Genomic DNA, 14319 nt, shown 5'->3' with positions numbered 1-14319 from the left:
TGCGGCCGCCGTTTCCGTATCCGGTGGGAGCGAAGCGGCGCTGAGCCGATGTTGCAAAGCCAATGCGCAACATTTGGAAAAACTGCGGCAAAAAAACTTTGCGAACATTCGCAAAATGGGTTGACCTGAGACCGGGCTTTTGACTAATTTGCCGCTCCCGGCCCCCGCCATCGGGGCTAAGCCGTTGTTCCGGCGGCATAGCCCAGCAGCCTCGGCCGGTGACAAGTCCAAGGAACCGGGTGCCTTAGAGGAGGCGCCCACATGAGAAGGTCGTGAGCGATGTCCGAACAGAAACTGACCGGCGCCCAGATCGTCATCAAGGCCCTGAAGGATCAGGGCGTTGACATCATCTTCGGCTATCCCGGCGGCGCCGTACTTCCCATCTACGACGCGCTGTTCCAGCAGAACGACCTCCGCCATGTCCTTGTACGCCACGAGCAGGCCGCGGTTCACGCGGCGGAGGGTTACGCGCGCTCGACCGGCAAGGTCGGCTGCGTGCTGGTGACCTCCGGCCCCGGCGCCACCAACGCGGTGACCGGCCTGCTGGACGCGCTGTGCGACAGCATCCCGCTGGTCTGCCTGTCGGGCCAGGTGCCGACGCACCTGATCGGCAACGATGCCTTCCAGGAAGCCGACACCACCGGCATCACCCGTCCCTGCACCAAGCACAATTACCTGGTGAAGGACGTCGACAATCTGGCCCGCACCCTGCACGAGGCCTTCTATGTCGCGCGCAGCGGCCGTCCCGGCCCGGTGCTGGTCGACATCCCGAAGGACGTGCAGTTCGCCGACGGCACCTACGTCCCGCCGACGGAGGTCAAGCACAAGACCTATCGTCCGCAGGTGAAGCCGGAGATCGCCCGCATCGAAGAGGCGATCGAGCTGATCGCCAACGCCAAGCGGCCGGTCTTCTACACCGGCGGCGGCGTGATCAACGCCGGCCCCTTCGCCGCCAAGCTGCTGACCCAGTTCGTCAAGACCACCGGTTTCCCGATCACCTCCACCCTGATGGGCCTGGGCGCCTTCCCGGCGTCCGAAAACCAGTGGTTGGGCATGCTTGGCATGCACGGCACGTACGAGGCGAATCTCGCCATGTACGAATGTGACGTCATGATCAACATCGGCGCCCGCTTCGACGACCGCGTGACCGGCAAGCTTTCGGCCTTCTCGCCGGGCTCGAAGAAGATTCACGTCGACATCGACCCCAGCTCGATCAACAAGAACGTCGCGGTCGACATTCCGATCGTCGGTGACTGCGGCGCCGTGTTGGAAGACATGCTGCGCATCTGGAAGGCGCGCGCCAAGTCGCCGGACAAGGCCGCGCTGAAGGAGTGGTGGGGCAAGATCGAGGGCTGGCGCGCCCGCAACTGCCTGAACTACAACCGCACCGAATCGGTGATCAAGCCGCAATATGCGCTGGAGCGCCTGCGCGAGGCCCTGCGCGGCAAGGACCACTACATCACGACGGAAGTCGGCCAGCACCAGATGTGGGCCGCCCAGTTCCTGCCCTTCGACCAGCCCAACCGCTGGATGACCTCGGGCGGGCTCGGCACCATGGGCTACGGCCTGCCGGCCGCCATCGGCGCCCAGTTGGCCCACCCTGACGCCATCGTCGTCGACGTGTCGGGCGAAGCCAGCTTCCTGATGAACATGCAGGAGATCGGCACCGCCGTGCAGTACCGCGCGCCGGTCAAGATCTTCATCCTGAACAACCAGTATATGGGCATGGTGCGCCAGTGGCAGGAACTGCTGCACGGATCGCGCTATTCCCAGAGCTACTCCGAAGCCCTGCCGGACTTCGTGAAGCTGGCGGAATCCTGGGGTTGCGTCGGCCTGCGCGCCACCACGGTGGCCGAGGTCGATCAGGTGATCGAGAAGATGCTGGCGGTCACCGACCGCCCCTGCATCATCGACATCGCCGTCGATCCGAAGGAGAACTGCTTCCCGATGATCCCGGGCGGCAAGGCCCACAACGAGATCCTGTTCGGTCCGGACGACAGCCCGTCCGACGCCACGCCGGAAGACGGCATGGTGCTGGTCTGATCGGCTGACGACGAACGAACAGGAGGGACGGGTCTCATGGAAAACGTGATCGAAAAGCACACCATCGCCGTGCTGGTGGACAACGAACCGGGCGTTCTCGCCCGCGTCATCGGGCTGTTCTCCGGCCGCGGCTACAACATCGAAAGCCTGACGGTGGCCGAGGTGAACAACGCCGACCACCTGTCGCGCATCACGCTCGTCACCTCCGGCACCCGGATGATCATCGAGCAGATCAAGGCGCAGCTGAGCCGGCTGGTTCCGGTCCACCGCGTCCATGACCTGACCGACGAGGGGCCGGCGGTGGAGCGCGAGTTGGCGCTGGTCAAGGTTGCCGGCACCGGCGACAAGCGGATCGAGGCGCTGCGCCTCGCCGACATCTTCAAGGCCAAGGTGGTGGACGCCACGCTCACCAGCTTCGTCTTCGAGCTGACCGGCACCACCGAGCAGGTCGACGACTTCGTCGGCCTGATGACCCAGCTCGGACTCGTGGAGGCCAGCCGCACCGGCGTGGTCGCCATGTCGAAGGGGCCGGCGGCCTTTTAAGGCGCCGCTCCCGCAGAACAGCATTCTGCGAAAGATTGGGGCGGCAAAAACGCAAGGAAGCTTTGCATTTTGCCGTTCCATCGAGCGATTGTTTCTCTTGACGCGCGGCTTTGCTCAATGGAGTAATCCGCCGCAGGAAACGCACTCTGTCTTCGTTCGTTGTGAATTCAAGGAACCATCTCCATGCGCGTCTATTACGATCGTGATGCCGACGTCAACCTGATCAAGGGCAAGAAGGTCGTCATCGTCGGCTACGGCAGCCAGGGCCACGCCCACGCCCACAACCTGCGTGACAGCGGCGTGAAGGACGTGCGGATTGCGCTCCGCCCGGGTTCGGCCACCATCAAGAAGGCCGAGACTGCCGGCTTCACGGTGATGACCCCGGCCGAAGCCGCCGCCTGGGCCGACGTCGTGATGGTTCTGACCCCGGACGAGCTGCAGGCCGACCTGTACAAGGACGATCTGGCCCCGAACATGAAGCAGGGCGCCGCCCTGGCCTTCGCGCACGGCCTGAACATCCACTTCAACCTGATCGAGGCCCGCGCCGACCTCGACGTGTTCATGATCGCGCCGAAGGGCCCCGGCCACACCGTGCGCAGCGAATACCAGCGTGGCGGCGGCGTGCCGTCGCTGGTCGCCGTTCACCAGAACGCCTCGGGCAACGCGCTGGACATCGCCCTGTCATACGCCTCGGCCAATGGCGGCGGCCGCGCCGGCATCATCGAGACCACCTTCAAGGAAGAGTGCGAGACCGATCTGTTCGGCGAGCAGGCCGTGCTCTGCGGCGGCCTGACCGAGCTGATCCGCGCCGGCTACGAGACGCTGGTCGAGGCGGGCTACGCGCCTGAGATGGCCTACTTCGAGTGCCTGCACGAAGTGAAGCTGATCGTCGACCTGATGTACGAGGGCGGCATGGCCAACATGCGCTACTCGATCTCCAACACGGCCGAATACGGCGACTACCGCACCGGCCCGCGCATCATCACGCCCGAGACCAAGGCCGAGATGAAGCGCGTCCTGACCGACATCCAGGAAGGCCGCTTCGTCCGCGACTGGATGCTGGAATGCAAGGCCGGCCAGCCGTCCTTTAAGGCGATCCGCCGCCGCAACGCCGAGCACGAGATCGAGAAGGTCGGCGAGAAGCTGCGCGCCATGATGCCGTGGATCGCCGAGCGCCGTCTGGTCGACAAGTCGAAGAACTGATCCGGCGAAAGCCTGTCGGTTCGATGAAAAGCGCGTCCCTTCGGGGGCGCGCTTTTTATTTGGCGGCCAGATGCTCCGGCGTGATGCCGAAAATCGTGGCGTACTCCCTGTTGCCGGCATCGGTGATCGTCACGGCGCGGCTGTCGGGACTGCGTGCGATCCAGCCGCGCTCTAGCGAACAGGTCAGCAAGGCTGCGCCCAGACGCCCGGCCAGATGATGCCGCCGCTCGCTCCAGTCCAGGCAGACCCGGCACAGGGGCCTGTGGCGTCCACCGGCGTCGGGAATTGCGAGACCCAGGCCGCCCAGGAAATCGCGGCCGTCGTCGGTGACCAGGGCGCCGCCGTCGCCAAGGATCACGAATCCACGCTCGTTCAGCCTGTCGGCCAGTTTCGTGCCGAGCCGTCCGGCGAGATGGTCGTAGCAGGTGCGGGCGGTCCGCAGTGCCTCGTCCTTCGGGCCGGGCGGCCGGTGGCGCCGCGGGCCGGCGGCGGCCACCGCCATCAGGCTCTCCATCGCCTGGGCGATGTCGGGGGAGGCCAGCCGGTAATAGCGGTGCCGGCCTTGGCGTTCCATCGCCAGCAATCCCGCCTCGCTCATTTTGGCAAGGTGACCGCTCGTGGTCGCCGCTCCGACACCGGCATGCCAGGACAATTCGCCGGCGGTCAGCGCCTGCCCGCCCATCAGGGCGGAGAGGATGTTCGCCCGCGCCGGATCGCCGATCAGCGCGGCGATGGTGGCGATGCCGTTGGCGGAGGCGAGGGGGAAGGGCGGGCTGGTCATGGCCATCAGTTTAGGCCCCGTCGCCGGCCCCGTCAGCCGCCGACGTTTCGTCCGCCGCCGAAGCGTTTGCGGCGGGCTCTCAAGGGCTCGGCTGTCATGGTGGTCCCCTTGCAGACCGATGGAGCCATCATGACCAGTCTTCCTGCCCCCGATACCGCAGCTTCGCGGCCCAATCTGCGTGTCGAGCTTTCCTTGCTGCTGGCCCTCGCGACCTTGTGGGGCGCGTCCTACAGCTTCATCCGCATCGGCGTCGAGACGATCCCGCCGCTGACCTTCATCGCTGGGCGGACCCTGATCGCCGGAGCCATCCTGCTGGCGGTCATCCGCTGGCGCGGCCTGTCCCTGCCGCGGGAAGGGGCTGTGTGGAAGCGGTTCCTCCTTCAGGCCTGTCTGAACAGCGTTCTCCCTTTTACCCTGATTGCCTGGGCCGAACAGACGGTCGATGCCGGGTCCGCAGCGATTCTCAACGCCACCACACCGATCTTCGCCTTCCTCCTCACCCTCCTGTTGACCCGGCACGAGGCCGTGGGCTGGCGGAAGGCGATCGGCGTGTTCGCCGGTCTCGGTGGAACGGTGCTGATCATCGGGACGGGGGCCATCGACGGCATCGGCCACGATCTGCTGGCACAAGGAGCCATCGTCCTCGCCACGATCTGCTATGCTGGAGCAGCCATCTTCGGCCGTGTGTTCAAGGGGCTGGATCCGATCATGCCGGCCACCGGGTCGTTGCTGTGCGGGGCTGCGCTGCTGCTGTCGGTCAGTCTGGCGGTCGACCGCCCCTGGACCCTGTCGCCGTCACCGGACTCGCTGCTGGCGCTTGCCGGCCTGTCGGTCTTCTCGACCGCGCTGGCCTTCGTTCTCTATTTCCGGCTTGTCCACACCATCGGATCGGTTCCGACAACCGCGCAAGCCTATCTGCGAGTGCCGATCGGGGTGGGAATCGGCGTTCTGATGCTGGGCGAGACGCTGGAGCCGACCATGATTGCCGGCTGTGCCTTGGTCGTGCTGGGGGTGGCGGCGATGACCATCCCTGTCCGCTCCCGGTCCTGAGCCGATCCGCTCCTCAGCCCCGCGGTTCTCCGAAGCCGGTCGGCGGGGTTTCGGCGACGGCGGCGCGGCCGGGGTCGCGCTTCTGGGTTTCCAGCAGGATGTCGCGGGCAATCGGGGCCGCCGCGGTGGAGCCGCCCCCGCCATGCTCGACGAACACCGCGCAGGCGTAGCGCGGCGCCTGGATCGGCGCGAAGGCGACGAACAGCGCGTGGTCGCGCTCACGCCAGGGCAGATCCTCGTTCTTCTTCACGCCGGTGTTGCGCTCGGCCATGGTGATGCGGCGGACCTGGGCGGAGCCGGTCTTGCCGGCCATCTCATAGCCGACCTCGGTGATGCGCGACTTGAAGGCGGTGCCGTTGGGGGCGTTGGTCACCTCGGTCATGCCGCGCAGCACGATGTCGAGGTTCTCCTTCTTCACACCGATGCTGGGCCAGGCCGTCTGCTCGCCGCTGACCGTCTTGATCTGTTTGGTCAGGTGCGGTTTGACCGCATAGCCGCCGTTGGCCAGCCGGCAGGTCATCACCGCCAGTTGCAGCGGCGTCGTCAGCACATAGCCCTGGCCGATGGAGGCGACCAGCGTCTCGCCCATGTCCCAGTTCTTGCCCAGCGTCGCCTTCTTCCAGGCGATGGACGGGATCAGGCCGGCGCGCTCGTGCGGCAGGTCGATGCCGGTGCGGCTGCCCAGGCCGAACCGATTGGACATCTCGGCGATGCGGTCGATGCCGATCCGCCGCGACACGTCGTAGAAGAACACGTCGCAGGAATGGCGCAGCGCGCCGACGAAATCGATGGTGCCGTGCCCGCCGCGCTTCCAGCAGTGGAAACGGTGGTCGCCCAGCTCCAGATGGCCGGGGCAGAACACCGTGTGCCGGTTGCTGACCACCCCCGATTCCAGTGCCGCCAGCGCCGCCATCATCTTGAAGGTGGAGCCCGGCGGATATTGTCCGACCACCGCCTTGTTGTTCAGCGGCGTCGCCTGGTTGGACAGCAGCTCCTCCCACAGTTCGGCGCTGATGCCCATGGTGAACTGGTTGGGGTCGTAGCTGGGGTGCGAGCACAGGGCATAGATGCCGCCGGTGTGGACATCCATCACCACGGCCGAGGCGCTGACCTCCTGCGACAGCCGCTCCTGAACGAAGCGTTGCAGGGCCATATCGATGGTCAGCTGCACCTCGCGACCGGATTGGCCCTCGTCGCGGGACAATTCGCGGATGACGCGGCCGACCGCATTGACCTCCAGCTGGCTGGTGCCGGCGGTGCCGCGCAGCACCTTTTCGTGGAACTTCTCGATGCCGGCCTTGCCGATGCGGAAGCCGGGCAGCGACAGGACGGGGTCGCTGTTGCCGCTCAGCTCCGACTCCGAGACGGCGCCGACATAGCCCAGGATATGGGCGGTCCAGTCCGCCTGCGGGTAATAGCGCAGTTCGCCCACCTCGATGGACACGCCGGGCAGGTCGGGGGTGTTGGTCTCCAGCGTCGCCACCTGTTCCCAGGTCAGGTTCTCGCGCACGGTGACGGGAACGAAGCGGCGCTTGCGGTGCAACTCGCGCAGCACGCGGCGGCGGTCGCCATCGGTCAGCGGCACGATGCGGGAGATCTTGTCGAGCGTCTCCTGGATGTTGTGGGTGCGCTCCGACACGACGACAACGCGGTAGTTCTGCTGGTTGACCGCCAGCGGCACGCCGAAGCGGTCTACGATGTTGCCGCGGGACGGCGCGATCAGCCGCAGGCTGATGCGGTTCTCCTCCGCCAGCATGGTGTAGCGCGCCGATTCGACCACCTGCAGGTAATAGAGCCGACCGACCAGCGCGGACAGGCCGGCCAGCTTGATACCGCCCAGCACCAGGGCGCGGCGCGCCAGCAGGCGGGAACGGTCGGTGTCGCGATCGATCGAACTCATGAGACCCGTCGACCCTTTACCCGTTCAGGAACGCGCGATGGACGCGGATCAGCAGCCAACCCACCGCAGGAAACACCGCCACCGTCAGCAGGCCCTGGAACAGGGCCGGCAGGATCGACAGCGTGACGGCGTCGAGCACCGAAAAAGCCAGCCATTGCAGCAGGACGGCACCCGCCATCACCAGCGTGAAGCCAAACCACAACAGGGCGAAGGTGCTGGCCAGGAACACCCGGCGCTGGTTCAGGACCGCCCATTGGGCGACGACCAGCAGCAGGGCATTGACGCCCAGCGGTCCGCCGATCAGGAAATCCTGAAGCAGTCCGATGAGAAAGGCCACCCCCGGACGCATCAGGTCAGGCCTGTGGATCGTCCAGTAATAGACCGAGACCAGCGTCAGGTTCGGTGCGACCGGGGCATAGCCGGGGACCGGCAGCGGGATCATGCCGACCAGCACCATCATCACCGTGACGGCGAAGGGCGCCAGATTGCGCCCGGTCTTGTCCACCTTCTGCCAGAAGGTCGCCGTCATAACGGCAATCCCCCGGTTGGCGGACCGTCCGTCCGGCTCACGTCCAAAACCAGCTCACTTCCACATCCACTTCACTTCGAATCTGGCGACGGGTCCAGATCGGTGCTCGGCAGGCCGAAATCCACCAGACGCAGATGCTCGACGCGTGACAGGTCGGCGCTGGGCAGGACGCGGATGCCGCGCTCGCTGACCGCGGTCACCACGCCCACCGGCAGGCCGGGCGGGAGGAGGCCGCCGTCGCCGGAGGTCACCACCCGCTCGCCCACCTGGATCGGCGAGTCCGGCGGCAGATAGAGAAGCTTGGCCTGATCGGAATTGTCGCCGGCGAGGATCGAGCGCTGGCGCGTGTTCGACAGGATCACCGGAATGCGGGCGTTGATGTCGGTCAGCAGCAGGACGCGGGACGACCATTCGCCCACCTCGATCACCCGGCCGACCAGACCGGCGCCGGCGAGCGCCGCCTGACCCTTGCGCACTCCGTCGCGTTTGCCGGCGGTGACCACCAGTGTGCGGACGAAGGAACTGCCGGGGGTGGCGATGACGCGGGCGGCGATGTAGTTGACCGACGGTTCCGGGCGGACCCGCAGCAGGCTGCGCAGACTGTTGTTCTCCGACTCCAGCCGCAACGCGGCCTGCTTCCATTGCAGAAGCCGGGCGTTCTCGGCCTTCAGCCGCTGGTTCTCGTCGAAGGCGTTCTCAAGCTCCACCGCGGATTCGACCACGCGCGCCGCGGTGGCGGCGGGGCGGGAGATGGCGTCCAGGATGGGGGCGAAGGCATCGGTCACACGTGCGCGTGCGCTGTCGACCGAGACGGACTCGATCTTGCCGACCATCATCAGCGCGATGGAGGCCAGCACGAGTAGAAGGAAGGAGAATCGCTGCGCGAGAGCCCGCAAGGGGGCGGCAAGGCGGATGACGGAGCCGGATGAGCGTGGCTTCACAGGAAATTCCCGTCCAGATACGCGGTCCGTCTCCGGTCCTCACCGCCAGGGGTGGGCAGGGGACCGGAGGCCTTCCAACCAGGGATACACCAATCAGTAGGCGCTGACCAAGACGTTTCGCAGCGTCTTCATCTCCTCCAGCGCGCGGCCGGTGCCGAGCGCCACGCAGGAGAGCGGATCGTCGGCGATCGACACCGGCAGGCCGGTGGCGTGGCGCAGGACGAAGTCCAGATTGCCCAGCAGGGCGCCGCCGCCGGTCAGCACGATACCCTTGTCGACGATGTCGGCGGCCAGCTCCGGAGCGGTGTGCTCCAGCGCGACCTTCACCGCCTCGACGATGGCGGAGACCGGCTCTGCCAGCGACTCGGCGATCTGGCGCTCGGAGATGATCAACTCCTTCGGCACGCCGTTCATCAGGTCGCGGCCCTTGATCTCCAGGATGCGGCCTTCGCCATCCTCGGGCGGACAGGCGGAGCCGATTTCCTTCTTGATCCGCTCGGCGGAGCCTTCGCCGACCAGCAGATTGTGGCTGCGGCGGATGTAGCCGATGATGGCCTCGTCCATCTTGTCGCCGCCGACGCGCACCGAGCGCGAATAGACGATGCCGCCCAGCGACAGCACGGCCACTTCGGTGGTGCCGCCGCCGATGTCGACGACCATCGAGCCCGTCGGTTCGGTCACCGGCAGCCCGGCGCCGATTGCGGCGGCCATCGGCTCCTCGATCAGGAAGACGCGGCGGGCGCCTGCGGCCTCCGCCGATTCCTGGATCGCCCGGCGTTCCACCGCGGTCGAGCCCGACGGCACGCAGATGATGACCTGCGGGCTGGCGAAGCTGCGGCGGTTGTGAACCTTGCGGATGAAATGTTTGATCATTTCCTCCGCGACTTCGAAATCGGCGATGACGCCGTCGCGAAGCGGCCGGATGGCCTGGATGTTGCCGGGGGTGCGGCCAAGCATCATCTTCGCCTCGTCACCGACGGCGAGAACCTGCTTTTTGCCGCGCACGTTGGCGATGGCGACGACAGACGGTTCGTTCAGGACGATGCCGCGGCCCTTGACATAGACCAGGGTGTTGGCCGTCCCCAGATCGATCGCCATGTCGGCGGACAGCACGCCGAGCAGTTTGGAGAGCATGGAGCTGACGAACTCTATCAAAGCGGTTGAGACGGCCGAGCCGACGGACTGGCATAGCATGCCCGCCAACGGTTCCATAGTCGAATGCGCCCGCACGCTCAAGCGGAGAGTGCGCCCGGCAGCCCTGATGCCTGCTGTGGACAGGGTCCCCGGCGAACCGGAGACCGCCGCGGCATGGCGTCTGGTGATGGGCACAGTGGCGGGTTAGGGTTAATAATCCGTCAACGGGCCCAAACCCTGCGGCAAAGCCCATTCCGATCCGCTGAAAACCCTGCTGGCCGGCGTGACGGTGAAGTGTCTATCCCTGTCGTTGCTGCGCCGCAATAGACATTTGACAGACGAGACGAAGGAACATCGTGACTTATCAGTGATGATCCGCCGTGGATTTCGACCCAACTTTCTCCTCGGGCTTGGCAGCATGGCCGTGATGACCTTCGAGCCGGTCCATGCAAGCCAGCAGAACGCCGGAAATCACGAAGGTCATATGAATGATGACCAGCCACATCAGCTCGTCGCGCGAGGTCTGGGCCAGGTTCATGAAGGCTTTCAGCAGGTGGATGCCCGAGATGGCGACGATGGAGGCGATCAGTTTCAGCTTCAGCCCGCCGAAATCGACCTTACCCATCCAGTCCGGCCGGTCTTCATGATTGGCGACGTCGATCTTGGAGACGAAGTTCTCGTATCCCGCGAAGATCACCATCAGCAGAAGGTTGCCGGCGAAAGACAGGTCGATGAGCGTCAGCACGCCCAGGAGCACGTCCTTTTCGCTCATCTCCAGCACATGCGGGATCATGTGCAGGATCTCCTGCGTGAACTTCACCAGCAGCGCGGCCAGTGAAACCACCAGCCCGAGATAGAAGGGCGCGAGCAGCCAGCGGCTGGCAAAGATGATCTGTTCAAAGCGGCGTTCGATCATGGCAGGTTTCGGCACGTCGTTGGGGAGGGGGATAGAAACCATGTGTCGCAATGCTGCGCCGCAAAATCAATCGGACAGTTTCTTCCGCATGCGCGAAGTGAGGGCGGGCTGCCCTAGGTCATAGGCGCTGTCATCGTACCGTAACGTCCCGGCGCTATGGTGGCGGCCTGGAACGAGACCGCCGGGAAGGGTTTGGCGACCATGAAGACCTCCGCTCCGCACATCGTGTCCGCGTTCGAGGACGCGCTGAAGCGGCTGAAATCCGCCATCGTGCAGATGGCCGGCGCTGCGGAGACGCAGATCGACCAGGCCCTGACCTGCCTGGCCCAGCGCAACCCCGAACTTGCGCGGGAGATCGTGGAGTCGGATGCCCGACTCGACTCCTTTGAACATGACATCGAAGCCCACTGCATGCGCCTGCTGGCGCTGCGCCAGCCGGTCGCCGACGATCTGCGCGAGGTGATCGCGGCCTTGAAGATCGCCGGCAACCTTGAGCGCATCGGCGACCATGCGGCCAACACCGCCAAGCGTGCCGTCGCCATCTTCAGCCTGCCCGACTCCGGGTCGATGGCGGGTCTGCCGCAGCTCGGCCGGCTGGTGCGCGAACGGCTCAGCGCCGTGATCGACGCCTATGTCGACAATGACGGCGAGGCCGCCCTGCGGATCTGGCGCACAGACGACGAGGTGGATGCACTCTACACCAGCCTCGTTGCGGAAGTGGAACGGTCGGCTCTGGCGGCGCAGGACCAGTTCACGGCGCACATGCACCTGATGATGATCGCCAAGAACCTTGAGCGCATCGGAGACCACGCCACCAACATCGCCGAGGTCGTCTATTTCGTCAGCACCGGCCAGACCCTGCTCGAAGAGCGTCCCAAGGCCGATCATTCCTACGACCCGGTCCGCTGAAAGCGGAGCGCCGCATGGCATAAGGCCGTTGTGCGGCGCTCCACCGCGCCTATGGGGGATGGTAATTGCGTTGCGGAGTGATCACGTTAGCGTAACGATGCTTTCGTCACCCGCACACGAGACAATACCTCCCTGATGACCGACGACCTGATCCGCCTCTATGCCGCCATCCTCGACCGCCAGCAGATGGACCCGGCGCATTCCAAGACCGCGCGGCTGATCGCCGCCGGGCCGAAGAAGATCGCCAAGAAAGTGGGCGAGGAGGCGGTCGAAGTGGCGCTGGACGCCATGAACGAGGACCGTCAGGGCGTCATCAACGAAAGCGCCGACCTGCTCTACAATCTTTCGGTCCTGTGGGCGACGCTGAACATCCATCCCGACGACGTGTTCGCGGAGATCCGTCGGCGCGAGGCGCTCTATGGGATCGCCGAGAAGCTGCCGAAGACGGCGCCGGAGCGCTGAGGGCCCTGTATTCGGCACCTCTGCCGCCAGACCGCCTGTCCGTCAGGCCACCCCAAGCCTTTCCAGCGCCGGCAGCCGCTGCTGCATGAAGGCCGCATGCCGGCGTGCCAGTTCCGCACGGTTGGCCTCATCCCCCTCGCAGCGTTCGCCGTCGCGGCCCAGCACGATGCCGTCGGCCGACAGGTGGCGCCAAGCGAAGGCGGCGGGCTCCTCGCCCAGTCGCATCGCGAGTAGGAACAGCGCCTCGATCCGCGACACCGGCGCCCCGGCACCCAGCAGTGGCGAGGCGAGCTGACCCGGCGTGTCGTCGAAGCGATGGCGCTCCAGAACCGCGGCGTTGAAGCGGTCACAGGAAACTTTCCGTTCGGTGCCTCCATCCTCGGGCATCGCCGGTGCCGCCAGCGACAGGCTGGTCAGCAGGATCAGCGCCCGCAGCACCGCGTCCTCGCCCTGCGCCGCCAGGGCCGGGCGGGCAAGCAGCGTGTCCACGCTTTTCGGTCCTTCCGCCAGCGCCTCGCCCAGCGGCTGGTACAGCGTCCGGGGGAAGGAAAGGCGGCCGACGGGGGTGGAGGCGCTTTCCGGCAGGTCGTCGGCGGCGACCAGAAGCGCGAAACGGGTCTCTCCCAGCAGGGTACGCCGCTCGGCCCGGCCCAGACGCTCACCGCCCTTCACGAACAGGTCGCGGCGGAAGCTGCGGTTGGTCATCACGTCGCGCAGGGTTTCGGCCTGGGCGGCGTCGCGAGCTTCTCCCGCCAGCGCCTGCTGGGCGGGGGAGAGGGTGAGATCGTCCAACTGCTCCATCGGGACGGCGGCACCGGCGAACTCCAGCTTGGCGGAGGCCAGCTCGCGCGTCACGTCGGCATGGTAGAAGGCGGTCCAGTCGCCGTTCAGATATTCATGGGCGATGTAGTTCGGCGATTTGTGGCGAAGCTGTTCGATCCGCTCCACCACGCCGTCGGTGTTGGCGAACCAGCCGCCACCCTGCGCCGCCATCCGTGCGGCGAACTCCACCGCGGCGGCGATACGGTCGGGCAGGGGGCCGTCGCCTTCGGCGCTGCGCTCCACCAGCAGGCGGCGCAGCGGCATATGGGCCAGCGTGCCGGGCAGGGCGTTGTAGCTGACGAAGACGATGCCGCCCGGCGCCAGCCGGCGGCGCAGCACCTCCAGCAGGATCGCCCGGTTCCCGGCGCTCACCCAGGACCAGACGCCGTGCAGCGCGACCGCATCCAGCATCGGCCCGTCGTGCCGGGCGTACTCGGCAAAGCTTTCCTCAAGGAACTCGGCATTGGCCAGCCCGGCATCGGCAACCAGCCGGCGGACACCGGCGATGTGGGAGGGGTTGAAGTCCATTGCCTCGAACCGTGCCGCCGGATGGGCGCCGGCCAGCAGGGCGCTGGTCAGGCCATGGCCGCAGCCGGGCTCCGCCATGGTGAAGTTGCCGCGGCGCAGTGCCTCCGGCGGGCGCCAGCCGCGCAGCGTCAGCGCAAAGCAAAGCATGGCCGGGGACCAGTCGCGATAGACGGCGCGGATATAGTCGATGCCGCCGACATAGCCTTCGGTCCAGCCGCCCATCCCCGATCCCCCGTTCCGATGCCCCGTTTCGACAGCGCCGGTGTAGCTGCCAGGGGCGGAGTCCGGCCACTGAAAAGCGTGCGCCAAAAAATTCACATGGGGTGCGATTTTGCTATCGACAGGTCAAAAGCCCTTCGTTATAAACCGCGCCACACCGGCCGGGACAACGGCTTGGCCGGCGCGATGAACAGTCGGCTGGTTTCTGCGAAGACATCAGTCAAGTTCACCGCATCAAGAGATGGGCGCATAGCTCAGTTGGTAGAGCAGCTGACTCTTAATCAGCGGGTCCAAGGTTCGAGTCCTTGTGCGCCCACCATCTCTTGAACATGTCCTACG

At 66.1% G+C, this 14319-nt stretch carries 13 protein-coding genes and 1 tRNA gene; 7 read left to right on the top strand and 7 right to left on the bottom strand.

Annotation, left to right across the window (positions count from 1 at the left end):
• The first annotated feature begins 279 nt into the window (after positions 1-279).
• The 3 genes from TSH64_RS07125 to ilvC all read left to right on the top strand — a co-directional run bounded on the left by TSH64_RS07125 (position 280) and on the right by ilvC (position 3789).
• Positions 280-2043, top strand: a complete 1764-nt coding sequence (locus TSH64_RS07125) for an acetolactate synthase 3 large subunit (protein ID WP_109096144.1) — start codon at positions 280-282, stop codon at positions 2041-2043.
• Between the two features lie 36 nt (positions 2044-2079).
• A complete protein-coding gene (gene ilvN / locus TSH64_RS07120; RefSeq protein ID WP_109096143.1) occupies positions 2080-2586 on the top strand; it encodes an acetolactate synthase small subunit in 507 nt (168 codons plus the stop codon).
• 183 nt (positions 2587-2769) lie between these two features.
• Positions 2770-3789, top strand: coding sequence for a ketol-acid reductoisomerase (gene ilvC / locus TSH64_RS07115; RefSeq protein ID WP_098739341.1), 1020 nt, complete (start codon positions 2770-2772; stop codon positions 3787-3789).
• Positions 3790-3844: 55 nt separating this feature from the next.
• Here ilvC and TSH64_RS07110 read toward each other — a convergent pair whose 3' ends face one another.
• The gene (locus TSH64_RS07110; protein ID WP_109096142.1) at positions 3845-4576 is read right to left on the bottom strand and encodes a helix-turn-helix transcriptional regulator; all 732 of its coding nucleotides are present in this window, start codon (positions 4574-4576) and stop codon (positions 3845-3847) included.
• Between the two features lie 123 nt (positions 4577-4699).
• Here TSH64_RS07110 and TSH64_RS07105 point away from each other — a divergent pair, with 123 nt between their 5' ends.
• On the top strand, positions 4700-5620 hold the full coding sequence (locus TSH64_RS07105) for an EamA family transporter (RefSeq protein ID WP_109452379.1): 921 nt from the start codon (positions 4700-4702) through the stop codon (positions 5618-5620).
• Positions 5621-5633: 13 nt separating this feature from the next.
• Here the strand turns inward: TSH64_RS07105 and mrdA are convergent, their stop codons facing one another.
• From mrdA to TSH64_RS07075, 5 genes are all read right to left on the bottom strand, one after another.
• Complete coding sequence (mrdA, locus tag TSH64_RS07100; protein WP_109096141.1) at positions 5634-7520, bottom strand: penicillin-binding protein 2; 1887 nt, start codon at positions 7518-7520, stop codon at positions 5634-5636.
• Positions 7521-7536: 16 nt separating this feature from the next.
• On the bottom strand, positions 7537-8049 hold the full coding sequence (gene mreD, locus TSH64_RS07095; RefSeq protein ID WP_109050854.1) for a rod shape-determining protein MreD: 513 nt from the start codon (positions 8047-8049) through the stop codon (positions 7537-7539).
• A gap of 71 nt (positions 8050-8120) precedes the next feature.
• Entirely contained in the window at positions 8121-8990 is an 870-nt protein-coding gene (gene mreC, locus TSH64_RS07090; RefSeq protein ID WP_109096140.1) for a rod shape-determining protein MreC, read from the bottom strand.
• A gap of 93 nt (positions 8991-9083) precedes the next feature.
• Complete coding sequence (locus TSH64_RS07085) at positions 9084-10124, bottom strand: rod shape-determining protein (protein ID WP_012974729.1); 1041 nt, start codon at positions 10122-10124, stop codon at positions 9084-9086.
• Between the two features lie 364 nt (positions 10125-10488).
• On the bottom strand, positions 10489-11040 hold the full coding sequence (locus TSH64_RS07075) for a TIGR00645 family protein (RefSeq protein WP_109096138.1): 552 nt from the start codon (positions 11038-11040) through the stop codon (positions 10489-10491).
• A 201-nt stretch (positions 11041-11241) separates the two neighbouring features.
• Between TSH64_RS07075 and phoU the strand changes: the two genes are divergently transcribed.
• The gene (gene phoU, locus TSH64_RS07070; protein ID WP_109452377.1) at positions 11242-11949 is read left to right on the top strand and encodes a phosphate signaling complex protein PhoU; all 708 of its coding nucleotides are present in this window, start codon (positions 11242-11244) and stop codon (positions 11947-11949) included.
• 135 nt (positions 11950-12084) lie between these two features.
• The gene (hisE, locus tag TSH64_RS07065) at positions 12085-12411 is read left to right on the top strand and encodes a phosphoribosyl-ATP diphosphatase (RefSeq protein ID WP_109096137.1); all 327 of its coding nucleotides are present in this window, start codon (positions 12085-12087) and stop codon (positions 12409-12411) included.
• A gap of 42 nt (positions 12412-12453) precedes the next feature.
• Here hisE and TSH64_RS07060 read toward each other — a convergent pair whose 3' ends face one another.
• Entirely contained in the window at positions 12454-13983 is a 1530-nt protein-coding gene (locus TSH64_RS07060) for a class I SAM-dependent methyltransferase (RefSeq protein WP_109096136.1), read from the bottom strand.
• Positions 13984-14223: 240 nt separating this feature from the next.
• Between TSH64_RS07060 and TSH64_RS07055 the strand changes: the two genes are divergently transcribed.
• Positions 14224-14299 (top strand) — tRNA-Lys (locus TSH64_RS07055).
• Positions 14300-14319 lie beyond the last annotated feature (20 nt).

The sequence above is a fragment of the Azospirillum sp. TSH64 genome (assembly GCF_003116035.1).
Lineage (GTDB): Bacteria > Pseudomonadota > Alphaproteobacteria > Azospirillales > Azospirillaceae > Azospirillum.
Note: the sequence above shows the minus strand (reverse complement) of the source record. Positions and strands in the feature narration are given on the sequence as shown.